Genomic DNA, 23435 nt, shown 5'->3' with positions numbered 1-23435 from the left:
AACCGACACATCAACCTGTGAACTGACCGTACGCGGCGAAGATCAGGCTGAACTATCTGCAAGGCCAGCCGGGCAACCGATTGACCACTCGCTGCAGCCGAGCGAGCAGCTGCTGCAGTCGTAACCGCCACGTGGGAGGAGTGCTGAGGGGTGGACCTGAAACAGCCTTCAGAGATTCCAGGTGAGCGAGGGCGTCGCGCCAGCGCTCCAACAGCGCAGCTTCCGAACACTCCCGCAGGAGGGCCTCCAAACGATCGCGGGAGGGCCGCCAGACCTGAGGAGATGCAGCAGCAGCCTGGATCCGCTCAACGTCGAAAAGCAGCCGCCCACAACCGATCTGATGCAGGGTGTGCCCGGGGTCGCCGTAGTCGGCCAAAGCATGATTCAGGCTGCTGAACACAACGCAGCCACAGGCCAGCGCCTCCAGCGGTGGCAGCCCAAAACCCTCAGTCACGCCGCGGCCACGCCAGTACTCCGCCGAGTCGTAGAGGTAGAGCGTGGAGCGGTTGAACAGATCGACCAAGTCATCCACCCAGCCCGTCTGCACCTCCACCACCAGGCCAGCCTGTCGCAACGCCGGCACCAGTTGCTTCAGCACGTAGGGGCTGCTCTTGCGGGCCTGCACCAGCACATCGATCGGGCGACGCTGGCTTGCCGAACGGTTGCCACGATCCAGCCAAACCTGGTCCAAGGCATTCGGAACCAGAAACAAGGGATTGCGGGGAGCCTTGTTCCCCCAGTAGCCCAAGGTGTTGCGGCTCACGGCCAACACAGGAACCCCCGGCGGCAAGCCAAAGCCGTACTGGCTGCTGTGGGCGTGATACACAACCCTTCGACCGCTCAAGCGCCTGATCAAGCCAGGAACATCAAAGCCCCAGCTCACCACCCAGAGAACCTGAGCATCAGTGGGCTCATCGCGAAGACAGTCATCCAGATACGGATGATCGGGTGAGCGCTCGCGATAAGTGACCAGTTCTGTCGGGCACAAATTCGCCACCAGGCGGGCGGTCTGCCGTTCGACGCTCAGTCCGCCACACCGGAACTTGACACTGGTGCCGGGAACCAGAAAGCGGACAAGCGCAGGGGCCACAGATTTAGGCAGCGAATCAGGCCGCAACCGCCTCCGTGCTGCCGGCCCGCTGACGGCGGGTGAGGAAACCAAACAGCACCTTGCCGATGGCGGCCACCAGGTTGCCCTCCAGCTCTTTGAACATGTTCATGTTCAGGTGGAAGGCGTGATTGGCCTCCTCAACGATGCGATCGGCCATGGCCTGGTCGATCGGCAGCGTGTCCATCGCAGAGCGATAGGTCGTCTTGAACGCCTTCTCATCGGCGATGTCGTCAAAGACGTAAAAGCGCAGGCCATCATCCCCATCCATATTCATCGCCTTCTGGGCAATGTTCTTGAGGATCTGCCCACCAGAGAGATCACCGAGATAGCGGGTGTAGTGATGACCCACCAACAACTCGGGAGAGTCCTTGGCCACAGCGTGAATGCGCTCCACATAGGCCGCTGCAGAGGGGGAGGGCTGGATGTTGTCCTTCCAGCTGTCACCGAAGTAATAAGTGAGGTCTTGCTCAAGAGCCTCACGACGGTTCAGCTGGGCCATGGCGACAGGACCAACCACGGGATGATCCGTCAGCTTGCTGATCTCGTCCTCCATGGCGGAGTAAACGAAATAGAGATCAGCCACCAGCTTGCGGTAGCTGGCCTTATCAACGACTCCCTTCAGAAAGCAGCTCACGAAGCCGGTGTTCTCGGCCATAGTGTGGGACTTTTTCGTGCCTTCCCGGAGCTGGGCAGCAAGGGCGACAGACATGATGACGAGAAACGGCCTGACTTCGAACTTAAAAGGAGTTCCAGGCAGGACGGCTTTGTGCGTTGCGAAGGGTTACGCCGCTGGTTCGCACGCAGCAGTTCCATCAAAGAGCTCGAACAGCTCGCGACAGATCTGCTGAAGCTGCTTCACCTGCTGCTGCTGAGGCAGGTGGGGGCCTTCCGGCAACCATTCACCAACCGTGGCAAGGCGCCAGCGTTCGCCGTCGTAGGTCATGCCCCGCATCAACACCCCCAACAGGCGCAGCTGGTCGTCACCACGATCCGTGCTGATGCGCAATTGCATCAGCAAACTGCGGCATTCCAGCCTTGGACTCCAGCCAGGGAAGTGAAACGAGAGGTCCAGCGATTCCGTCTCAGTCCACTGTCGGGTCTGCGGGTCGTCCCGCCAGGGGCTGAGGTTGGCCTGTGCAGCGGGAAATTGACGACGCACAAGCGTGATCGTGGATGCAAGCGCTCGCATCCGGGCCACGCTGTGTACCGATTCGCCCGCGTTCACTGCAACCTCGTCATTCCGCACAGTGTGGAGGGAGATGCAAGAGGTCGCCGTTACGGTTGCGCGAGGTTCACGAAACCATGACGCAACCGCTGCACCTGGGCCTACTGGGCGCCATGCCGGAAGAGATCGGCTCTGATCTCAGCCACCTGAAGGATCTGAGCTGCAGCGACCACGGCGATCTGAGAATCCACAGGGGATCGTGGGGCGACGAGGTTCGCCTGAGCCTGGCCTGGAGCGGCTGGGGGAAGGTGAGCGCTGCGCGGGCCGCCACTCGCCTGCTGGCCAGCGATCCCAGCATCGATCTGCTGGTGTTCACTGGCGTTGCGGGCGCTGCGGATCCGGCCCTGAGTCAATGGGATGTTGTGTTGGCTGATGCCGTGGTGCAGCACGACATGGATGCCCGGCCCTTGTTCCCACGCTTCACGCTGCCAGCACTGAACCAGGACCGGCTCCAACCGCAGCCGCCCTGGTTCGACTGGGCCAAGACCGCTCTGCTGGAGGCCCACAATGCAGGCGACCTGAAGGGATTCGCACGGCCCAGCAGCGGTCTGATCGCCACGGGGGATCGCTTCATCGGAGATCCAGCGGTGCTGCAGGCGCTGCGGGATGCCCTGCCCGACCTGCAGGCCGTTGAGATGGAAGGTGCTGCTGTCGCGCAGGTGGCCGAGCAGGAGGGTGTGCCTTGGCTGGTGCTGCGGGTGATTTCCGATGGTGCCGACGAAACGGCCGCCCAAAGCTTCGAAGATTTCGTCAAGCGCTACGAACAGCAGGCCTGGCGGCTGATTGAGGCCCTGCTGAAACGCTGCAAGGACGCACCTCGACGTTGCGCATGATGCCTGTGCTGAACCGCATGCTGCGCTACGGCCTGGTGGGTGGCACTGCCGCAGCCGTCCACATCGGCGTACTGCTGCTGCTGGGCCAGTGGATGAGCCTGAGCCTGGCCAATCCCATTGCCTTTCTGGCCGCCTCCGTCGCGGGATATCTCGGCCATGCACTGCTGACGTTCCGAGAAGAGACCGGCGGACGCCAGTTCGCCCGTCGCTGGCTGCTGCTGCAATACGTGGTCAACATCAGTGTCTGTGCCCTGCTGCCACTGCTCAAGGCCCCGACCCTGGTGCTGGTGTTCACACCCACCCTGCTCAACGCCCTGATCTGGAGCCGAGCGGCTCGCTTCAGTGCTCAGGCCCGCCAGCACCAGCAGGGGCATCCACCGCTTCTCCATGCAGACGACCTCGGCCTGGCGGAGGGCGTCGATGCGGCCATCCTCGATCTGGCCCAAAGCGGGCGGCTTCAGGGGGCCAGTCTTCTGGTGAATGGTCCCACTGCGACCGCCGCCATGCAGGCGTGGCGTGATCTTGCCGACCCACCACCGCTCAGCCTGCATGTCTGTCTCACCGAGGGGCATGGCCTACCCGACTGCCCAGAGATCCCAACCGGATTCGGGACCTTGCTGCTGGCCTCCTTCATGCCGTGGCAACGGCGGCGCATCGCCCCCCAGTTGCGCACGGTTTTGCTGCAGCAGATCAGCCGCTACCGCCAGCTCACGGGGCTGCGACACATCCGCCTCGATGGCCACCAACACATCCATTTGGTTCCGCTTGTGCTGGATGCGGTGCTGGATCTGGCCAGCGACGAATCAATCACCTGGGTGCGTACGACGCGGGAACCCCTGCCGGAAGGCCTGCCATTGAAACTCTGGTGGCGCAGCCTGCAGACAGGAGGTCTGCTGAAGTGGCTGGTTCTGCGACTGCTGAGCAGGCTGGCCATCCCGCGCCTACGCCGGGCCGGGCTTCAAACCAACCGGCGCTTCGCCGGAGTGCTGTTCAGTGGATCAATGTTCGGAACAGCCTTTCGCCGCTGCTGGGAAACGGCCTACAGCTCAATCACTGAGGAACGTGCTGCACAGCCGGTTGTTCTGATCCACCCAGCCCTCCCTAATGCTGCGTCGGGAATGGATCAGGCGGCGTTTCAGCAGTCTGTGGCTTTTTTCAGTTCCACCAACCGCCAGAAAGAGTGGAGCTCAGCGCAACAGCTTTGAGCCCTGATGCACAGCTCTAACGAAATAGTGCGGACGCCGTTTCACATCGATGTAGATCCGACCGATGTACTCGCCCAGCACCCCGATGCCAATCAGCTGAATTCCCCCAAGGAACAGAACAGCCACGATCAGTGAGGCGTAGCCCGGCAGGTCGATACCGAAAACCAGGGTGCGCAACACGATCAGGGCGGCATAGACAAAACTCAGGAATGAAATCAGCACACCGATCACGCCCCAGACCTTCAGGGGCTTGACCGTGAAGGAAAAGATGCCGTCCAGCGCATAGCGCCAGAGCTTGAGGGAACTCCAAGACGTGGTGCCACCGACGCGGGCCACCCGGCTGTAGGCGATCTCCTCGCTGCGGTAACCAGTCCAAGGCATCAATCCTTTGGAGAAGCGCGTGGCCTCACGCAACTGGGTCACCGCCTCCACCACTGGAGCACTCAAGAGCCGGAAGTCGCCCGCCCCTTCCTGAAGCTGGATCGAATCCACCAAGCGGTTGAACACCCGATAAAACCAAGACGCCGTGGCCACCTTGACGAGCCCTTCAGCATCGCGGTCGTCCCTCACCGCGGTCACCACCTCAGCCCCGTTTCGCCAGGCCTGGACCATGGCGGGAATCCGCTCCGGCGGGTGCTGCAGGTCGGAATCGATCAGCACCGCAGCGGCACAGCGGCCATTGGCGTAGTCCAACCCCGCCAGCATCGCGGCCTCCTTGCCGAAGTTGCGGGTGAGCTCCAACAGCGTGACGGCAGGATTGGCATGGCTCTGCTGCCAGGCACGGATCACAGCAACCGTGGCATCGGAGGAACCGTCATCAATCAGCAGCAGATGGTCCACCTCCGGCAAGGCCAACACACGCTCAATGAAGGCGCTGATCACCTCGGCTTCGTTGAAGCAGGCCGCCACCACCCATACCTGCTCGCTGGCCATCAATGCGCGGTCTGCACTGTTTGAACCGTAAGGCTCCCGGCTCAGTCATAGGCTCGGCCTGCTGACGCCCGACCAACCGCCATGGCCCAGTTCGAGAAGCTCACCGCCCCCAGCCAGGGCACACCAATCCGCTTCGAGAACGGCCAACCCGTTGTGGCCGACAACCCGATCATCCCCTTCATCCGGGGTGATGGCACCGGCGTGGACATCTGGCCAGCCACGCAGAAGGTGTTGGATGCGGCTGTGGCCAAGGCCTACGGCGGCAGCAAGAGCATCGAATGGTTCAAGGTTTACGCCGGCGATGAGGCCTGCGACCTCTACGGCACTTACCAGTACCTGCCGGAGGACACCCTCGAGGCGATCCGCGCCTACGGCGTGGCCATCAAAGGCCCCCTCACCACTCCGGTGGGTGGCGGTATCCGGTCGCTGAACGTGGCCCTGCGCCAGATCTTTGATCTGTATTCCTGCGTGCGCCCCTGCCGTTATTACGAGGGCACTCCAAGCCCCCACAAGCGTCCCCAGGATCTGGACGTGATCGTCTACCGGGAGAACACCGAAGACATCTACATGGGGGTTGAATGGGAAGCCGATGACGCCGTCGGTCAAGAGCTGCGGAAGCACCTCAACGAGGTGGTCATCCCCGCCAACGGCAAGCTGGGCAAGCGTCAGATCCCCGAGGGATCCGGCATCGGCATCAAGCCGGTGAGCAAAGCCGGCAGCCAGCGCCACATCCGCAAGGCGATCCAGCACGCCCTGCGTCTTCAGGGCGACAAGCGCCATGTGACTTTGGTGCACAAGGGCAACATCATGAAGTTCACGGAAGGAGCCTTCCGCGACTGGGGCTACGAGCTGGCCACCACAGAATTCCGCCACGTGTGCATCACCGAGCGGGAAAGCTGGATTCTCGGCAACCTCGAAAAGGAACCCAACCTGAGCGTTCAGGCCAACGCCCGGATGATCGAGCCCGGTTACGACAGCCTGACCCCGGAGAAAAAAGCTGAAATTGATGCCGAGGTGCAGGCGGTGATCGACGCCATCGGTAGCAGCCACGGTGGCGGCAAGTGGAGGGAGATGGTGCTGGTGGATGACCGCATCGCCGACAGCATTTTCCAGCAGATCCAGACCCGCCCCCAGGAGTATTCGATCCTCGCCACGCTCAACCTCAACGGTGACTACATCTCCGATGCCGCCGCTGCAATGGTCGGTGGCCTGGGCATGGCCCCCGGGGCCAACATCGGCGAGAACGCCGCCATCTTCGAAGCCACCCACGGCACCGCCCCGAAACACGCCGGGCTCGATCGGATCAACCCGGGCTCAGTGATCCTCAGCGGCGTAATGATGCTGGAGTTCCTCGGCTGGCAGGAAGCTGCCGATCTGGTGACCAAGGGCCTCAGTGCCGCCATCGCGGACAAACAGGTCACTTACGACCTGGCCCGATTGATGGAACCCCAGGTGGATCCAGTGAGCTGCAGCGGCTTCGCCGAAGCGGTCATCAAGCGCTTCTGATCGCCAGAGCTGGCATTCACGCCAAACTGAGGCGATGGCCTCTTCCACCCAGCTCCCCGGACTTCCCGCCGGCGCCGCTGACCCCTGCGTGCACTGCGGCTTCTGTCTGCCCACCTGTGCCAGCTATCGCGTGCTGGCCAGTGAAATGGACTCCCCCCGCGGTCGCATCCATGCCCTGCGGGCGATCGAAGCCGGGGAGCTGGAATTGGATGCCACGGTCGCCAGCCATTTCGACACCTGCCTGGGCTGCTACGCCTGTGTTTCCGCCTGCCCATCCGGGGTTCGCTACGACCAGCTAATCGAGGCCACCCGGCCCAAGCTGAATCAGGCCAACCAGCGCAGCAGCTGGCAAACCAGTTTTCGCAGGCTGCTGCTGCAGGTGCTGCCCTACCCCAAGCGCCTACGGGCCCTGCTCCAGCCGCTGCGGGCCTATGCCGGCACACCGCTGCAACAGCTGGTCCGCCGCTCCGGGCTCACCCGTCTGTTCGGGCCGGAGATCGAAGCGATGGAACAGCTGCTGCCGCCCCTAGTACCGGAGAACTTCAGCGACCAACTGCCCCAGATCAATCCCGCCAGCGGTGATCGCCGCGGCCGCGTGGCGCTGTTGCTGGGCTGCGTGCAGCGCTGCTTCGATCCCAGCGTCAGCAGCGCAACGGTGAAAGTGCTGCAGGCCAACGGATTTGAGGTGGTGATTCCACCGGAACAGGGATGCTGCGGGGCGGTGAGCCATCACCAAGGAGAGCTGGAACTCACCCGCCAATTGGCGACGGATCTCATCCGCAGCATGAACGCAATCCAGGGAGACCTGGATGCGGTACTGGTGGCCGCTTCAGGCTGTGGCCACACGATGAAGGCCTACGGCGGGCTGCTGAACGGCGACACTGCCTTCCGCGCTCCGGTGCTGGATGTGCAGGAATTCCTGGCGGACCGCGGCCTGCTGGAGACATTCCGCGCCCAACTGCAACCTCTACCCGGCGTGGTGGCCATGCATGACGCCTGCCACATGATTCACGGCCAGGGAATCCAGGCCCAGCCGCGCCAGCTGCTGCGCGCCATCCCCGGCATCCAGCTGCGGGAAGCGACCGAGGCGGGGGTCTGCTGCGGCAGTGCCGGCATCTACAACCTGGTGCAACCGGAGGAAGCCGCCAAACTGGGCCGGATCAAGGCCGATGACCTCAGCAGCACCGGCGCCGAACTGGTGGCCAGCGCCAACATCGGTTGCACCCTGCAGCTGCGGCGCCATCTGGGCGATCGGGCCCGGGTGCAGCATCCGATGGAACTGCTGGCAGCCTCAGCCGGCCTCCATCAGCTGCCAGGCGTCCCTCAACGTGCCGGCAACGCCGAGATTGCCGGGGAAGGTGAGAATCGGCAGTCCGCTACAGGGGCCCGCTGACGGACGCACCAGCGACAGGCCAGGCAGCAGTTGGCCCTCCGACTGAATCGACTCGAGGCCCAGGCCCCGGGCCAGCAGCGTCTGGGTGGTGATACCGCCTTTGCTGATCAGGTAGCCCAGATCAGGAGCAAGGGCTGCCGCCAGTCGACCCATCAACTCCGCCAGCGCGGAGGACAAACGCCGCCCCTCCTGCTCTGAAGCACAGCGCAGCTCACCGCGGCTGGTGAACAGCACCGGCGTGAGGCCTGCTCCCAGCAGCTCTTGCAGCTGCTGCAACCAGACCCTCTCCAGATCCGCCAGGAGCAGATCGGGTGTGGGCCGTTCCAGCACCCGGGCAATGCGCGGCACCGGCAGCTCAATCCCTTGGCAACCCGATCGCTGCAGCAACAACTCCAGCTGCTGATCCGCCAAGGGCACGTGGGAGCCCACCATCACCAATCCCGGCAGGGGCGTTCCATCAGCAGCCAGTCGGCGCAACCCCGCCAAGCCCTTGGGATCAAGCGGCTGCGGACCTGGATCCGCCAAGGCCTTCACCATGCTGGCGGCGGAACGGAACAGGAAGCGTTTCTGCCCTTGGAGGGCGCGCACCGCTGCAGCCAGAGCGGTGAGCTGCTCCTGCCGCTCGGCATCCACCACCACCGCTGCATTGCCCTGGAGAGAACGCAGGCGATCAATCAACAGCGGCAAACCCGCCCCACAGCCGGCATCGAGCTCCCGACCGCTGATGCGCAGCACCGAAGCCGCGGCAATGGCCCCGTCACTTTTCTCCTCCAGCCAACGGGCCAGATCACTGCTGCTGAAGCCGAACAGCCGGTCCTGGGCGAACGGCGTGGTGTGCACCGGTTCCCCGTGGAGGAGATGCACCCCATTCACGGTGGTGCGCCCCCCCTCCAAGAACGCCGGCACATGAAAGGTGGCATCAAAGGGACCAAAAGCCCCCTGCAAGACCTCCGGCTCCAGCACCCCGTGGCCGCGCAAAGTCGAATCGCCACGACTCACCAGCAGCACCTGATCACGGCCCAATCCCTCCCGTTGCAGCGCCAGATCCAAAGCCGCCGCAATGCCGCGGTTGCGTTCCGCTGCAACCGTGGGCGTCAGCGCCCGGGTGTCGGCCAGCAGAAACAACAGCGGCGACGCATGGCGCAGTCCCCGGCGCAGGGTGTCGACATCCCAGCGCAGCAACAGCGGACAGCTGTGCACCGTCTGCGAGCCGGTGGGATCGTCGTCAATGACCACAACCTTCATGGCACCATCGTGCCGTGAGCCATTCCCCCGCCAGCCGCAGCGCTCTGATCGACCTGGTGCACCAGTGGCATCAGAGCGGCATCCCCTGGAGTCCCAGTGGCCTGGGCACACGCCTGGACTGGGGCCCGCCGCTGGATCCACGCCATGAGGTGCTCTCCTGCCGTCAGCTCAACCGGGTGATCGACCATGCCGTAGACGATCTGACGATCACGGTGGAAGCCGGTCTGCCGCTTCAGGACCTGCAGGATCTGCTGAAAGAGCAGGGCCAATGGCTGCCGATTGACTGGCCCCGAGCCGGCGCTCCCGGCAGCATCGGCGGCCTGGTAGCCCGGGGTCTGGCCGGCGGGCTGCGTCACCGCCATCTGGGGGTGCGGGATCAGATCATCGGCATCGGCCTTTTGCGTGCGGATGGCACCGAAGCCCACGCCGGTGGACGGGTGGTGAAGAACGTGGCGGGCTACGACCTGATGCGGCTGCTCTGCGGCAGCTGGGGAAGCCTGGCGCTGATCACCGAACTCACTCTGCGGCTGCAACCGCTGCGCCCCGCCCGAAGCAGCCTGATCGTGGACGGCGAGCTGGCGGACCAGGAGGCCTTCCGCAGCGAACTGCTGCGCTCCAGCCTCACACCAGAACGCTGTGACTGGATCAACAATGGCAACGGCACCTGGCAGCTACGGCTGGTGGTGAGCAGCGTCTCGGAGCAGGCGGTGGAAGACCAGCTGAAACGGCTGGAGAGTTTGGCGCTGCAACAACAGCTCAGTGCCCAGCGCCAGCCCTGCGCCGATGCGCTGACCACATCCGTTGAGGCCAGCCCCTCCGCACAACTGGTGCGACTGGTGCTGCCGCCGGCCCAGTTGCAACAGTTGCTGCGGGATGAGGCCTTGACGGCTCTGAAGCCGTGGTGCTGGGAGCTGGCCGCCGGAACCGGCTGTGGCGATGGCTGGTGCGATATGGCAACTCCGGATCACCAGCTGGAAGCGTTGCGCCGCAGCGTGATCCGCCTCGGCGGTGAAATGACGCTGTTGAAACGAGCAGCCGGATCAACTGTGCCGGCCTGGCTCGACCGTCCCTCCCGTCCACTGATCGAAGCGGTGAAACGCCAGTTCGACCCCAAACTGCAACTCAGCCGCGGTCGGCTACCGGGGGTGAATCAGCAGACGCTGTAGCGACAGGCGAGGGTCTGCTTCGCGCCGGGCTCGAGCACTAGCTTGCGATCACCGCTAACCAGCGCCTGCCGGGGCCCTGTCCAGGGCTCCAGACAAACCATCGGCCGCGGGGGTTCGGTCCAGACCACGCTGAGATCCAGCGGCGCCTGATGCTGCAGCTCAAGCTTCACCCCGGTGGAGTCGTCGATCAGCGTGACCGGACCAGCAGGGCGGCAGAGGAAATCCACCCCCTCGGGCAACCGCCTGAGCTGATCGGCGGTGGCGGCCTCCGCCATCTCCAAATGGTTGAGGCAGCGCTCCGCCAGACCCATGAGCCGGGTCTGGGCCAGATCACTCACGTTGAAGTAAGGGTGGAAGCCAAAACTGAAGGGCATGGCGACAGCACCACAGTTGTGCACCGTGGTGGAGATCTCCAACGCAGAGCTCACCGGGCGCAGCTCCATCTCCAAACGGAAGGGGAAGGGATAGGCCTTCAGCGTCGCGTCGGTGCTGGAGAGGCTGAGGCGCACGCCGCTCTGATCGTCCAGCAACTGAAGCTGCCAAGGCAGATCCCGCGCGAAGCCGTGCTGCTTGAGGGGGTAATCAACCCCATCCACGGGGAGCACGTCACCGGGGAGATTGCCGCAGATCGGAAACAACACCGGGATGCCGCCGCGAATGCTTTTGCTGGGATCGGCGTAGCGGTCCTGATCGAAATACAGGATCTCCCGTCCTCCGCAAACCCAGCTGCTCACCAAACCACCCCGCTCGGGGATGATCCGCAACCGATCACCGCTGCTGGGATGCAGGAAGTCCCAGTGGGCGTAGGGGGCCGACTGCTGGGTGAGGGTCATGGGCATCCGCCGATGCGGGGTGTCTAATTCACTCCCTTAGCCAGCAGATCAGAATTTGTCGGTGCCGCAGCCGACTTGAGGCCCTCAAGCCATTGCAGCAGCGCCGCATTCACCTGATCCGGCACTTCATCGTGGGGGCAGTGCCCTGCCTCAAGCACCACCTCAGTGGTGGCCTCTGGAGCATGGCGCTGGAAGGTGGAGCGGCGACCGGGGGCGTTGATCCAGGGATCACGAATGCCCCAGAGCAGCAACAGCGGCGCCGTCAGTTCCGCGAAGAGCTCGTCGAGGGGCTGACCGCGGGGAATATCGAAGACGGTGCGAAACACCCCAAAGGCACCAGGGTCAAGGGAGGGGCGCCGGATCGACTCCACCAGCCAGTCATCGACATTGGTTTTGTCCAAATACACCTGGTTCAGGGTGCGGCGAATCGTGGCGGGCCGGCGCAGGTTCTCGAACAGCAGCCGCTGCAGCACAGGACTTTTCAGCAGGGCCGTGCCAATGCTCTGGCGGGCGATGGCGCCCCAGCTCTGCGGCGGTTTCTGCTCATCACTGAAGGGACCGGCGGCATTGAGCAGCACAACCCCCGCACAGTCCGATCCCAAGGCAGCTCCGGCTGCAAGGGCCGCAAAACCTCCCAGGGAATTGCCTGCGATCACCGTCGGACGCCCGATCCGCTCGCGCACGTAGGCCACCAGCTGATCTCGCCACAGAGCGCCGCCGTAATTCAGGCCCGCCGGCTTGGCACTCCTGCCGAAGCCGAGCAGATCGATCGCATGCACGGCATGGGTCTCGGCCAACACGGGAATGTTGTGGCGCCAGTGATCGGTGGATGCCCCAAAACCGTGGACCAACAGAAGGGCAGGGCGATCAGCACTGTCCTGCTCAGGATGCTGATGCACCGTGTCCACGGCGTGGCCGAGATAGCTCCAGGTGACGCGATCCACAGCCGGCTGCGAGGGACGCGATGCTAAGCAGCACTGGAGCGGCCTGGATGCTGAACTACGAGGTAATGGGCGGACCGCTGGCAGACCCCTCCGTCTGGCGCGGAGCTTTGCTCTGGGCCATCGCTCTTTACGTGCCGCTGAGCGGCCCGCTCAGCACGTTGGAATCCAGCCTTGAGGAGAGTGAGCTCCCGGAATCGGTGCGTCAACCGGCCCTGGTGATCAGCAGCTTGCTGCTTGCCTTGGCCACCGGCGTGGTGACCCAGCTTGGATTCAGCTGGGCCTTGGGACCAGGCTGGGCCTCCAGCCTTGGCGTTGTGGCCGTGGGCTGGAGTGTGTTGCTCATCCTTGCCAATGCAGGCAAAACCGATTGATTTCAGGAGGCACCCGCTAGAGGATCGGCTGCCAATTCCTCAGGCACTTGATCGCCATCCTCAGGCGGCTTGCCCTTCAACACCAAGCGCAGCAAAACCGGTGCCAGGAACGTGGTGCCGATCACCATCAGCAGAATCGCCGCTTCCAGGCCTGGGCTGAGCAACTTGGCAGCAGTGCCAAGACCCAAAAAGATCAGGCCCACCTCGCCACGGGGCAGCATCCCGAGCCCCACCACTAGATGGTTGGTTTTCTGCTTGCCGAACACGGCCCAGCCAGCGACCACCTTGCCGATGATGGCCACAATGAACATGAAGCCAGCGATCACCAGCGCTGAACGAGCTTCGGGATCGGACGGGTTGATCACCGAAAGATCCATGCCGGCGCCCACAAGCACGAAGAACACCGTTGCGAACAAGCCCACGATCGGCATGACAGCCGCCTGAATCTCATGGCGATGCTTTGAGGTGCTGGCGATCAGACCAGCAGCGAACGCACCCAAGGCAGCCTCGAGACCAATCGCCGTGGCGATGAAGCAGCTGGCTCCCAGCAACAGGTAGGAGCCGACCAGCTTTGCTCCCGGCGCTTTGAGCTGGTCGATCATCCAGTCGAAGGCGGGAGCTGCTTTGCGGCTCAGCACAAGAGCCACCACCACAAACAGCACGGCAGCCACCACGAGCTGAACAATTGGAGCGATTTCAAGGCTGCCGCCTGCCGCGAGGGAGACGACCACCGCCAGGATCACGATGCCAAGGATGTCGTCGAGTACAGCGGCGCCGATCACGATCTGGCCCTCACGGGTGCGTAGATAACCCAGCTCACCAAACACGCTGGCGGTAATACCGATGCTGGTGGCCGTCATCGAAGCGCCAGCAAAGATCGCCTGAATTGGATCCACATGGAACAGAGCCATCAGGCCGAAGGTTCCGAGGGCGAACGGAAGTACAACCCCCACCACAGCAACCGAGAAGGCCTGGGCGCCGACAGCCATCAATTCATCAAGCTCACTCTCCAAACCGGTAAGAAAGAGCAGGGAATAGAGGCCGAGGTTGGAAACCGATCGAAGCGACCCGAAGCTCTCGTTGTAAATCAACCCAATTTCCTCAGGGGGAACGTGAGCCAGCCCCCCCAGGGCATTGGAGAAGGCCCCACTCAGTTGCACCTGGGTTTCCGGTGGCACCAGCAGATGCAACCCGGAAGCGCCAATGATGACGCCGGCCAGCAGCTCACCAAGAATTGTCGGCAGTTCGAACCGAACAAGGATTTCAGCCAGAGTCCGGGCTGCGATGAAGATCAGCACGAACCTCAGAACACCGATCAACGTTTCGGCGACCTCGAAGTCATGGCTGCTGATTTCGCTCAGCAGGGTGGGCAGCAGCATCAAGCCGGGCACGTTTCACGCCGAACCTTAATGGTCATTCCGCCGGTGAACTGTTCGCTGGATGAGCCGAATTAACTGGAGATGCTGTAGAAGCTCGATTTTTTGCAGGCAGCCCCAGTTGTGATGGCTACGGTCCAGACAATTCATTGAGTTGGGCTCCGAGCACCCTTGGCCTGACGGTGATTCCACGCTCCATGGCTCGCTGAACCCCCATGACCACTTCCCAGCCCTTCGATCTGCGTCTGCCCACGCCCGGTTGTTACAACGACCCTGAGCGCGCCGGTCTCGATGCCAAGAGCGTGTTCGACGGCATGACCGAGCACCTGTTCTTCACGCTCGGGAAACTGGCACCGACCGCCAGTCGCCACGACCTCTACATGGCCCTGAGCTATGCGGTGCGTGATCGCCTGATGATGCGCTACCTGGCCACCACCGAAGCGATGCGGGCCCACCCGCAGAAATCGGTGGCCTACCTCTCAGCGGAATTCCTGATCGGTCCGCAGCTCAACAGCAATCTGCTGAACCTGGGGATCCAGAAGGAGGCCGAGGAGGCACTGAAGAATTTCGGCATTGATTCACTGCAGCAGATCTTGGATGTGGAGGAGGAACCTGGGCTGGGCAACGGCGGTCTAGGTCGGCTGGCGGCTTGCTACATGGAGTCGCTGGCGAGCCTGAAAATTCCAGCCACCGGCTACGGCATCCGTTATGAGTTCGGCATCTTCGACCAGCTAATCCGCGATGGCTGGCAGGTGGAGATCACCGACAAGTGGCTCAAGGGAGGCTGGCCCTGGGAGCTGCCCCAGCCCGACGAGGCCTGCTTCGTTGGCTTCGGTGGCCGCACCGAGAGCTACATCGACGACAAGGGCAACTACCGCTCCCGCTGGATCCCGGCGGAACACGCCATCGGCATCCCCCATGACGTGCCCGTGCTGGGCTATCGGGTCAACATCTGCGACCGGCTGCGGCTGTGGCGTGCCGATGCCACCGAAAGCTTCGATTTCTATGCCTTCAACATCGGCGACTACTACGGCGCCGTGGAAGAAAAGGTGGGCAGCGAAACCCTCTCCAAGGTGCTGTATCCCAACGACGGCACCGACGAGGGCCGGCGTCTGCGACTGAAGCAACAGCATTTCTTCGTCAGCTGCTCCCTTCAGGACATGCTCCGCAGCCTCGACAACCGGGGGCTGGCGGTTGAGGACTTCCACAACTACTGGACCGTTCAGCTCAACGACACCCACCCAGCCATCGCCGTGGCTGAGTTGATGCGCCTGCTGATCGATGATCGGCATCTGGAGTGGGATCGGGCCTGGGACATCACTTCCCGCTCCGTGGCCTACACCAACCACACCCTCCTGCCCGAGGCGCTGGAGAAGTGGGACCTCGACCTGTTCGGAAGCCTGCTTCCCCGCCATCTCGAGCTGATTTACGAGATCAACCGGCGTTTCCTGCAGCAGGTGCGGCTGCGTTATCCCGGCAACGATGCCATTCAGCGCAAGCTCTCGATCATCGATGAAGAGGGCAGCAAGGCCGTGCGAATGGCCCACCTGGCCACCATCGGCGCCCACCATGTGAACGGTGTGGCGGCGCTTCACTCCGATCTGGTGAAAACCGACCTGCTGCCGGAATTCGCAGCGCTCTGGCCGGAGAAGTTCACCAACGTCACCAATGGCGTCACCCCACGCCGCTGGGTTGCTCTGGCCAACCCCGAGATGTCCGCCTTACTCGATGAGCACGTCGGGCCCGACTGGATCTCCAACATGGAGAGCCTGCGCAAGCTGGAAGAGCGGCAAAACGATCAGGGCTTCCTGGAGCTCTGGGGCAACACAAAACTGTCGGTGAAGCGCAAGCTGGCCACCTACATCCACCGCAACACCGGCGTGCTGGTGGACCCTTCCAGCTTGTTCGACGTGCAGGTGAAGCGCATCCACGAATACAAGCGCCAACACCTCAACGCCCTGCAGGTGATCACCCAATACCTGCGGATCAAGAACGGCCAGACCGATGGCATGGCGCCCCGCACCGTGATCTTCGGCGGCAAGGCCGCTCCGGGCTACTACATGGCGAAGTTGATAATCCGCTTCATCAACGGCATTGCCGACACGATCAATGCCGATCCGGACATGGATGGTCTGCTGCGGGTGGTTTTCCTGCCGGACTACAACGTGAAATTGGGAGAGCAGGTGTATCCCGCCTCCGACCTCTCCGAACAGATCTCCACCGCCGGCAAGGAAGCCTCCGGCACCGGCAACATGAAATTTGCCATGAATGGTGCCCTCACCATCGGCACCCTCGATGGGGCCAATGTGGAGATCCGCGAGCTGGTGAGGAGCGAAAACTTCTTCCTGTTCGGCAAGACCGTCGAAGAGATCACGGCCCTCAAGCAAAGCGGTTACCGCCCGAGCGACGTGATATCAGCGCTGCCGGAACTGCAGGAGGCCCTACGGCTGATCGAGATGGGGCACTTCAGCAACGGCGACGGCGAACTGTTCCGCCCTCTGCTCGACAACCTCACCGGGAACGACCCCTTCTATGTGATGGCGGACTATGCCGACTACCTGCGCGCCCAGGAGGCAGTCAGCCGCGCCTGGAGCGACCGGATGCACTGGAATCGGATGTCGCTACTGAACACGGCCCGAACCGGGTTCTTCTCCTCCGACCGTTCGATCAGCGAGTACTGCAACAACATCTGGGCCGTGGATCCACTCAACGTGGAGATCACCTGCGACGTGCGCTGAAAACAGCCAAAAAAGAAGCCCTGGAGACTTCTCCAAGGCTCTTATCGGACATCGAGTGTCAGTTCCGATCGGGTAAATCCGGAGTCTGGTGCAACAGGCGATTGAGCCGAAGACGGTCCACATTCAACGGATCAGGAGCCAACTCGCCGGCCAGCTCGCGGAACTTCTGCTCAATTTCTTCGGGAACTCGCACATCAAAGACCCGTTCCATCAAGGCCTCAATCGAGAAGAGATGGGCGTTGATGTTCTCCAGATCAGCAATGGCCTGCTGGAGAGCATCGCCTGATTCCTCAGGGAGGGGCGCTCCAGTTGCTGCAGGCTTTGAGGCGGCTGCATCTGCTGTCTGACGGGACCCGTGCTGCTTTTGCAGATCCTCGAGAACGCGTCCGGACAATGTGCGGAACGACTGCAGAGCGGCCCAGTTGAGCTCCTGTTGTTGACGAAGCGTGGGGGATTCCCGGATTAGCCGATCATGCTCCCGGTAAAACCGTTGGCAATCCGGGCACTGGCAGGGCTCTTCCGGCAATGCAGTCCCTCGCGGTCATTCCCCACTATGCCACTGATCAAGCCGCCTGAGGTCCCAAATCCTCCTCGGCCTGGGGGCCATCCTCCGCAGCCGTGTCGGGCAGAGGGATTTCAATGGACGACACCACACCGATGACGTCCCGCAGCCGCATCGAATCCGCAAACCAGCCCATGGCTTGTTCGGTATCGCCGCGGCGTTCGGCATCACTGGCCTGGTCTTCATGGGCTTCCGCCAGAAGAGCCAGCCAGCAGAGACAGCGGGCCTGAACCACCGATAGGTCCAGATCCGTGGGCTGGGACTCAGCAATCCGCTCACTTTCCTGCTGCACCAACAGCCGCAGACGAAGATCGTGAAGCTGGGTCATGGCACCCACAACAGGTTGACTCAACCCTAGCGGTGGTGAACGATCTGCCCACCCCACCAGATGTAGCGCTCACTACTTCTTAAGCAGTTCTCACGGGGCTGGCGGGACTCGAACCCACGACCTACGGTTTAGGAAACCGTCGCTCTATCCAGCTGAGCTACAGCCCCAGACCTCTGAATTATGCCCACGAGGCATGATGAGATCTGAAAGCAGGCGAGGTGGTTGCAGCCGATCTCTTTGAGTGTCGGCTGAGGAAAGTCCGGGCTCCCTGATGGCCAGGCTTGCTGGGTAACGCCCAGTGCGGGTGACCGTGAGGAGAGTGCCACAGAAACACACCGCCGATGGCCGGTTCGCCGGCACAGGCAAGGGTGCAAAGGTGCGGTAAGAGCGCACCAGCAGCATCGAGAGGTGCTGGCTCGGTAAACCCCGGCTAGGAGCAAGGCCAAGGAACGACGGCTGGCCATTGGCCCCGTTCCGCTTGAAAGCGCCGCTCGAGGCCGTCGGTAACGGCGGTCCCAGATAGATAGCCACCCATCCTCTGCAGACCAACCTCTGCGAGGTGTGAACAGAACCCGGCTTATGTCCTGCTTTCACCCCCTATCAGCGTTGCTCAGGAGTCCTTGTGGATCCATTCCGCGCCGCAGAGCTCAGCGACCTGATCCAGCGCCTCGACGCTGAGATCCCGATCGACCCGAAGCTGCTGGACCTGGTGGATCAGGCCCTCACCCACGTGTCGAGCGGCCGGACCCGCAACCTGGAACGGTTGGAGTTCCTTGGTGATGCGGTCCTGCGGCTCGCCGCCACCGAATTCATTGATCGCCACCATACCGATCTCGCGGTGGGTGCCTGCTCCAACCTGCGGGCCCAACTGGTCAGCGACCGCTGGCTGGCGGAGGTGGGTGAAACGCTTGGCATCGAACAGCACCTGCTGTTGGGGCGGCACGCCCAAGGGGATCGTTCCGCCCAATCCAGGCTGCGGGCCGATGCCACCGAGGCACTCATCGGAGCGTTGTACAGCGCCCTTGGCGACCTTGAGACGATTCACCGCTGGCTCACCCCCCACTGGCGTGCCACCGCCCAAGCGGTGCTGGCGACTCCCCATCAGTTCAACGGCAAAACCAGCCTGCAGGAGTGGAGCCAAGGCCAAGGGCTGGGACTACCCGACTACTCCACCGAGGAATGCAGCCACCAGCACGGCGACCCCGAACGCTTCCTCTGCCGGGTGAGCATCCACAACAAAGAGCTGGCGGAGGCCAAGGGCCGCTCCCGCAAGGAGGCCGAACAGAACGCCGCTGCCGGTGCTCTTCAGGCCCTCGAGGGCAGCGATGCGCCACAGGCATCGCAGTGAAGGGCGTCCCTACGGTGCCCCTGACGCCCACAGCTGTTGCAGCTCAACTCCACCACGCGATGCTGATGATGGCGCACCCCAGACACGGTCAGGATGCCGGTGGGGATGGCAATGATGCCGAAACCCAAGAGCATCACCACCGAAGCCAATAGCCGCCCCAGTTCTGTCTGGGGCACCACATCGCCGTAACCCACGGTGGTCATGGTCACGATCGCCCAGTAGACGCCGCTCCCCACCGACTGGAACTGGGTGTCGGGCCGGACGCTTTCGATCACGAAGATGCTGTAACCGAGCACCACCTGCAGCAGAAAGACGAAGAACAAAAAGACGCCGATGGTGCGGGCACTGCCCCGCAGCGCCTGCCCCAACACGCGGGCCTCATCGATGAACTTGAGCAGCTTGAACACCCGCAGGATGCGGCCGAACTTGAACACCCACAGCAGCAACTCACTACGCACCTGCGGCACGAAGAAGAACAGCACCGCTGAAGCGTCGATCAATCCGGTGAAGCTGAACAGGTAGCGGCGAGGCTTCTCCACCAAGGCCAGGTGCAGAACGAAATCCGCCGCGAACACCGCCAAGCAGACGTTCTGCACCAGATCAATCCAGAGCACATTGGTCTGGCGCAGGGCCGAGTTACCCAAGGGATCTGGCTCCAGCAGCAGGGCCAGAACACTCAGGAGAATTGCCCCGAAGATGACGGCGTTGTAGGCCTTGCCCGCCGGGGTGCTGGCTTCCAGCACCGTGGCCTGCAGGCGTTGTCGCAGGTTGCGGCCAGTGTCCATTGCCTTAGGCCGGCTGGAGGTCTTTCAAGCGCAGGGTCACCAACTTGTCCCAGTTGCCACCTTCAAACAAAACGGCCGCACAATCTCCGCTGATCCGTTGAACAAAGCCGGTGTAGCCGTTGTAGATCGAGGTGGCATCGGCCACGGTGACGGTGGAGCCGGGAAGGATCGGAGCGGGTGCAGACGCCATGGCTCGGTCTCGGACGGATCTGGCGCCATTATCGGCAGAGTGTGTGGCGGATGGCATGGCGGAGAGCGACGACTGGCTCAGCGTCGGCAAGATCGTTGGAGTCCAGGGGCTGCAGGGGGAGCTGCGGGTGAACCCCGCCAGTGATTTCCCTGAGCGCTTCACGGCACCAGGGCCGCGCTGGCTGCGCAGCCGCAAGGGTGGAGAGCCCACCGAGATCCAGCTCAAAAAAGGCCGGCAGCTGCCGGGCAAGTCGTTGTTTGTGGTGCGTTTTGAAGGGATCGACAACCGCGGTGCCGCTGAAGCCCTGGTGGGCAATGAGCTGCTGGTGTCGGCGGACGATCGCCCCGAGCTGGCGGAGGGAGAATTTCACCTGCTCGATCTGATCGGACTGGAGTCACGGCTCGAAGCCGATGGCCCAGCCATCGGCACGGTGAGCGACCTGATCAGTGGCGGCAACGATCTGCTGGAAATCACCACCACTGATGGCCGCAAGCTGCTGATCCCCTTCGTGGAAGCGATCGTGCCGGAGGTGCAGCTCGAGGAGGGCTGGCTGCTGCTCACGCCGCCACCGGGCTTGCTGGAGCTCTGACGCAAATCGGTCGTTCCCAGGGCATCGACAGAAGCCCCTGGGGCAAGCGAACCTGGGTCACCGCCTGCAGGACCTGATGGCCGCCACACCGCTGATTCCTGTGATCCTCTGCGGAGGAACCGGCACACGGCTGTGGCCGCTGTCGCGGGCGAGTTACCCCAAGCAGTACTGGCCGTTGAGTGGCGATGGCGAAGCGACGCTGCTGCAGCAAACCCAGCAGCGCCTCAATGGCCTGGAAGCGTTGGCGGCTCCGTTGCTGATCTGCAATGAAGACCACCGCTTCATCGTGGCCGAGCAGATGCGCCAGATCGGGGTTGAACCGAACGCGATCCTGCTGGAGCCGATGGGCCGCAACACTGCCCCGGCGGTGACAGTGGCTGCCCTGCAGGCCACGGCCAATGGCGATGATCCCCTGCTGCTGGTGCTGGCGGCAGACCACCTGATCCGCGATGCCGCCCAATTCCGCCAGGCCATCGCCTCCGGTCGCAAACCCGCCGAGGAGGGGCGCCTGGTGACCTTCGGCATCGTGCCGACGGCCCCGGAAACCGGCTACGGCTACATCGAGGCCAGCGAAACGTTCTCCCTCGGAGAACCCGCCCATGTGACGATCAAGCGCTTCGTGGAGAAGCCCGACCAGGCCACAGCAGAGCAGTTCCTAGCCACAGGTCGCTTCACCTGGAACAGCGGCATGTTCCTATTCCGCGCCAGCGCCATGCTGGCGGAACTGGAACGCCTGGCCCCGGAGGTGGTGAGCTGCTGCCGGGCCGCTCTGGAGCAGGACACAGCCGACCTGGAATTCCATCGGCTGGAACGGGAGGCCTTCGCCAAGTGCCCCAACGTGGCCATTGATGTGGCCGTGATGGAAAAAACGGAACTGGGCAGTGTGCTGCCGCTGGATGCGGGCTGGAGTGATGTGGGCAGCTGGAGTGCCCTCTGGGAGACCTCAGAGCACCGCAATTCCCAAGGGAATGTGCTGCAGGGCCACGTGATCGCCGAAGGCAGCCGCAACTGCTACCTGCGCAGCGAACACCGCTTGGTGGTGGGTCTGGGCGTTGAAAACCTCGTGGTGGTGGAAACCGACGACGCCGTGTTGATTGCGGATCGCTCCAAGGCCCAGGAGATCAAGACGGTGGTGAAGCAGCTGGAGGCCGCCGGCAGCCCCGAGGGCAAGGCGCACCGCAAGATCTATCGCCCCTGGGGCCACTACACCGGCGTCACCGAAGGAACCCGCTGGCAGGTGAAACGGATCTCGGTGAAACCCGGCGCCAGCCTGTCGCTGCAGATGCACCACCACCGGGCCGAACACTGGATCGTGGTGCGGGGAACAGCCATTGTTGAGCGCGACGGAGAAGAGCAACTGCTGGGCGAAAACCAGAGCACCTATATCCCTCTTGGCTGCAAACACCGCCTGTCAAATCCAGGAAAAATTCCTGTAGAGCTCATTGAAGTACAGAGCGGCGAATACCTCGGTGAAGACGACATTGTGCGGTTTCAGGACCGTTATGGACGCAGTGATGCAATAATGACTAAAGCAAAAGCTTGAAATGAAGAAAGCACTTATTACTGGCATCACCGGCCAAGATGGAAGTTACTTAGCAGAATTACTTCTTGACAAGGGATACGAAGTGCATGGCATTAAACGTCGCGCCAGCAGCTTCAATACAAGTCGCATTGATCACCTATATCAGGATCCGCACGAAGCTGACCCACGCTTGATTCTGCATTATGGAGACTTAACCGATAGCACCAATTTGATCAGAATTATCCAACAAGTTAAGCCCGATGAAATTTATAATTTGGGTGCCCAAAGCCACGTAGCAGTCAGCTTTGAAGCGCCCGAATATACAGCCAATAGTGATGCGCTGGGAACACTCAGAATCCTTGAAGCTGTACGAATTCTGAACTTAACTGAGACTTGTCGAATTTACCAAGCCAGCACAAGTGAACTTTACGGACTTGTGCAGGAAGTACCTCAAAAAGAAACCACACCTTTTTACCCGAGAAGCCCCTATGGCGTAGCGAAGCTTTACGGCTACTGGATCACGGTGAACTACCGCGAGGCCTATGGCATGTATGCCTGTAACGGCATATTATTTAATCACGAAAGTCCTAGACGTGGTGAAACTTTTGTGACACGGAAAATCACAAGAGGCATGGCTCGCATTAATGAAGGACTTGATGATTGCTTATACATGGGTAATCTCGACTCTTTGAGAGACTGGGGTCACGCAAGGGATTACGTGGAAATGCAGTGGCGGATGCTTCAGCAGGAGGGTCCACCTGAAGATTTTGTGATAGCAACAGGCCGACAGGAGAGCGTCCGGCGATTCATCGAACTCACTGCAGAATCACTGGGATGGGGATCGCTAATATGGGAGGGCGAAGGAGTAGATGAGGTGGGGCGCCGCAGCACCGGTGAAGTGGTTGTGCGCATTGATCCTCGCTACTTCCGACCTGCAGAGGTGGAGACCCTGCTTGGCGATCCCAGCAAAGCTCATGAGAAACTGGATTGGACACCTACCACCACCCTGGAAGAACTTGTTGCCGAGATGGTTGAGGCAGACAAAGAAGAAGCCAGGAAAGAAGCGTTACTACGTCTCAAAGGATTCAACGTAGTGGGATCGATGGAGAACCCACCGACCACCTCTGCAGCGATTCAGGCCAACAGGAGCAAAGGTTGATGGGGACATTAATCAATAAAAACGATCTCTTTGTAGTAACTTGCCAAGACTGAGCATCACGCTCGTTCCAACA

General features: G+C 62.2%; 23 protein-coding genes, 1 tRNA gene and 1 other RNA gene. 12 read left to right on the top strand and 13 right to left on the bottom strand.

The genetic code is table 11. From position 1 onward, the window contains the following. Positions 1-52 precede the first annotated feature (52 nt). The 3 genes from SynA1562_RS00850 to SynA1562_RS00840 all read right to left on the bottom strand — a co-directional run bounded on the left by SynA1562_RS00850 (position 53) and on the right by SynA1562_RS00840 (position 2300). Positions 53-1090: a glycosyltransferase gene (locus tag SynA1562_RS00850; RefSeq protein WP_186494337.1), complete on the bottom strand. Its 1038-nt coding sequence runs from the start codon at positions 1088-1090 to the stop codon at positions 53-55. A gap of 16 nt (positions 1091-1106) precedes the next feature. Further along, a complete protein-coding gene (locus tag SynA1562_RS00845) occupies positions 1107-1820 on the bottom strand; it encodes a heme oxygenase (biliverdin-producing) (protein WP_186494336.1) in 714 nt (237 codons plus the stop codon). Positions 1821-1892: 72 nt separating this feature from the next. Further along, entirely contained in the window at positions 1893-2300 is a 408-nt protein-coding gene (locus SynA1562_RS00840; RefSeq protein WP_186494334.1) for a hypothetical protein, read from the bottom strand. 113 nt (positions 2301-2413) lie between these two features. Between SynA1562_RS00840 and SynA1562_RS00835 the strand changes: the two genes are divergently transcribed. Together SynA1562_RS00835 and SynA1562_RS00830 are read left to right on the top strand one after the other, a co-directional pair. Next, positions 2414-3169, top strand: a complete 756-nt coding sequence (locus SynA1562_RS00835; RefSeq protein ID WP_186494332.1) for a 5'-methylthioadenosine/adenosylhomocysteine nucleosidase — start codon at positions 2414-2416, stop codon at positions 3167-3169. Then, positions 3169-4374 carry a ChbG/HpnK family deacetylase gene (locus SynA1562_RS00830; RefSeq protein ID WP_370593224.1) on the top strand — a complete coding sequence of 402 codons (1206 nt, stop codon included), beginning with the start codon at positions 3169-3171 and terminating at the stop codon, positions 4372-4374. Before SynA1562_RS00835 ends, SynA1562_RS00830 begins: the two co-directional genes overlap by 1 nt. Here the strand turns inward: SynA1562_RS00830 and SynA1562_RS00825 are convergent. Further along, positions 4357-5307, bottom strand: coding sequence for a glycosyltransferase family 2 protein (locus SynA1562_RS00825; protein ID WP_186494330.1), 951 nt, complete (start codon positions 5305-5307; stop codon positions 4357-4359). The genes SynA1562_RS00830 and SynA1562_RS00825 overlap by 18 nt on opposite strands. Before the next feature lie 81 nt (positions 5308-5388). Between SynA1562_RS00825 and SynA1562_RS00820 the strand changes: the two genes are divergently transcribed. Together SynA1562_RS00820 and SynA1562_RS00815 are read left to right on the top strand one after the other, a co-directional pair. Beyond that, complete coding sequence (locus tag SynA1562_RS00820; RefSeq protein WP_186494328.1) at positions 5389-6813, top strand: NADP-dependent isocitrate dehydrogenase; 1425 nt, start codon at positions 5389-5391, stop codon at positions 6811-6813. 34 nt (positions 6814-6847) lie between these two features. Continuing rightward, a complete protein-coding gene (locus tag SynA1562_RS00815; protein ID WP_186494327.1) occupies positions 6848-8206 on the top strand; it encodes a (Fe-S)-binding protein in 1359 nt (452 codons plus the stop codon). Here SynA1562_RS00815 and SynA1562_RS00810 read toward each other — a convergent pair. Continuing rightward, positions 8105-9451: a four-carbon acid sugar kinase family protein gene (locus SynA1562_RS00810; RefSeq protein WP_186494326.1), complete on the bottom strand. Its 1347-nt coding sequence runs from the start codon at positions 9449-9451 to the stop codon at positions 8105-8107. The two genes, SynA1562_RS00815 and SynA1562_RS00810, sit on opposite strands and share 102 nt — an antisense overlap. 14 nt (positions 9452-9465) lie before the next feature. Between SynA1562_RS00810 and SynA1562_RS00805 the strand changes: the two genes are divergently transcribed. Beyond that, the gene (locus SynA1562_RS00805) at positions 9466-10617 is read left to right on the top strand and encodes an FAD-binding oxidoreductase (RefSeq protein WP_186494325.1); all 1152 of its coding nucleotides are present in this window, start codon (positions 9466-9468) and stop codon (positions 10615-10617) included. Here SynA1562_RS00805 and SynA1562_RS00800 read toward each other — a convergent pair. Then, entirely contained in the window at positions 10602-11456 is an 855-nt protein-coding gene (locus SynA1562_RS00800) for a galactose mutarotase (protein ID WP_186494323.1), read from the bottom strand. The two genes, SynA1562_RS00805 and SynA1562_RS00800, sit on opposite strands and share 16 nt — an antisense overlap. A 17-nt stretch (positions 11457-11473) precedes the next feature. Beyond that, entirely contained in the window at positions 11474-12394 is a 921-nt protein-coding gene (locus tag SynA1562_RS00795; RefSeq protein WP_186494321.1) for an alpha/beta fold hydrolase, read from the bottom strand. Positions 12395-12414: 20 nt separating this feature from the next. Here SynA1562_RS00795 and SynA1562_RS00790 point away from each other — a divergent pair, with 20 nt between their 5' ends. Then, complete coding sequence (locus SynA1562_RS00790) at positions 12415-12765, top strand: hypothetical protein (RefSeq protein WP_255445681.1); 351 nt, start codon at positions 12415-12417, stop codon at positions 12763-12765. Positions 12766-12767: 2 nt separating this feature from the next. Here the strand turns inward: SynA1562_RS00790 and SynA1562_RS00785 are convergent, their stop codons facing one another. Next, a complete protein-coding gene (locus SynA1562_RS00785) occupies positions 12768-14144 on the bottom strand; it encodes a cation:proton antiporter (protein ID WP_186494319.1) in 1377 nt (458 codons plus the stop codon). Positions 14145-14356: 212 nt separating this feature from the next. Between SynA1562_RS00785 and SynA1562_RS00780 the strand changes: the two genes are divergently transcribed. Continuing rightward, the gene (locus SynA1562_RS00780; RefSeq protein ID WP_186494317.1) at positions 14357-16879 is read left to right on the top strand and encodes a glycogen/starch/alpha-glucan phosphorylase; all 2523 of its coding nucleotides are present in this window, start codon (positions 14357-14359) and stop codon (positions 16877-16879) included. Positions 16880-16937: 58 nt separating this feature from the next. Here the strand turns inward: SynA1562_RS00780 and SynA1562_RS00775 are convergent, their stop codons facing one another. The 3 genes from SynA1562_RS00775 to SynA1562_RS00765 form a co-directional block, all read right to left on the bottom strand. Next, positions 16938-17405, bottom strand: coding sequence for a hypothetical protein (locus SynA1562_RS00775; protein WP_186494315.1), 468 nt, complete (start codon positions 17403-17405; stop codon positions 16938-16940). A gap of 37 nt (positions 17406-17442) precedes the next feature. Continuing rightward, a complete protein-coding gene (locus SynA1562_RS00770; RefSeq protein ID WP_186494314.1) occupies positions 17443-17769 on the bottom strand; it encodes a hypothetical protein in 327 nt (108 codons plus the stop codon). A gap of 93 nt (positions 17770-17862) precedes the next feature. Then, positions 17863-17936, bottom strand: a tRNA-Arg gene (locus tag SynA1562_RS00765). Between the two features lie 38 nt (positions 17937-17974). Between SynA1562_RS00765 and rnpB the strand changes: the two genes are divergently transcribed. Together rnpB and rnc are read left to right on the top strand one after the other, a co-directional pair. After that, an RNA gene (gene rnpB, locus SynA1562_RS00760) (RNase P RNA component class A) lies at positions 17975-18365 on the top strand. A 26-nt stretch (positions 18366-18391) separates the two neighbouring features. Further along, complete coding sequence (gene rnc, locus SynA1562_RS00755; protein ID WP_186494312.1) at positions 18392-19117, top strand: ribonuclease III; 726 nt, start codon at positions 18392-18394, stop codon at positions 19115-19117. Here the strand turns inward: rnc and SynA1562_RS00750 are convergent. Then, positions 19075-19902: an ion transporter gene (locus SynA1562_RS00750; RefSeq protein WP_186494310.1), complete on the bottom strand. Its 828-nt coding sequence runs from the start codon at positions 19900-19902 to the stop codon at positions 19075-19077. The two genes, rnc and SynA1562_RS00750, sit on opposite strands and share 43 nt — an antisense overlap. A 4-nt stretch (positions 19903-19906) precedes the next feature. Continuing rightward, positions 19907-20092 carry an NAD(P)H dehydrogenase subunit NdhS gene (locus tag SynA1562_RS00745; protein WP_186494308.1) on the bottom strand — a complete coding sequence of 62 codons (186 nt, stop codon included), beginning with the start codon at positions 20090-20092 and terminating at the stop codon, positions 19907-19909. 55 nt (positions 20093-20147) lie between these two features. On the opposite strand from SynA1562_RS00745, the gene rimM reads away from it, so the two are divergent. From rimM to gmd, 3 genes are all read left to right on the top strand, one after another. After that, positions 20148-20681: a ribosome maturation factor RimM gene (rimM, locus tag SynA1562_RS00740; RefSeq protein ID WP_186495240.1), complete on the top strand. Its 534-nt coding sequence runs from the start codon at positions 20148-20150 to the stop codon at positions 20679-20681. 76 nt (positions 20682-20757) lie between these two features. Next, entirely contained in the window at positions 20758-22224 is a 1467-nt protein-coding gene (locus tag SynA1562_RS00735; protein WP_186494299.1) for a mannose-1-phosphate guanylyltransferase/mannose-6-phosphate isomerase, read from the top strand. Position 22225: 1 nt separating this feature from the next. Continuing rightward, positions 22226-23362: a GDP-mannose 4,6-dehydratase gene (gene gmd / locus SynA1562_RS00730; RefSeq protein WP_186494283.1), complete on the top strand. Its 1137-nt coding sequence runs from the start codon at positions 22226-22228 to the stop codon at positions 23360-23362. Positions 23363-23435: the final 73 nt, after the last annotated feature.

The organism is Synechococcus sp. A15-62 (assembly GCF_014280075.1).
Lineage (GTDB): Bacteria > Cyanobacteriota > Cyanobacteriia > PCC-6307 > Cyanobiaceae > Parasynechococcus.
Note: the sequence above shows the minus strand (reverse complement) of the source record. Positions and strands in the feature narration are given on the sequence as shown.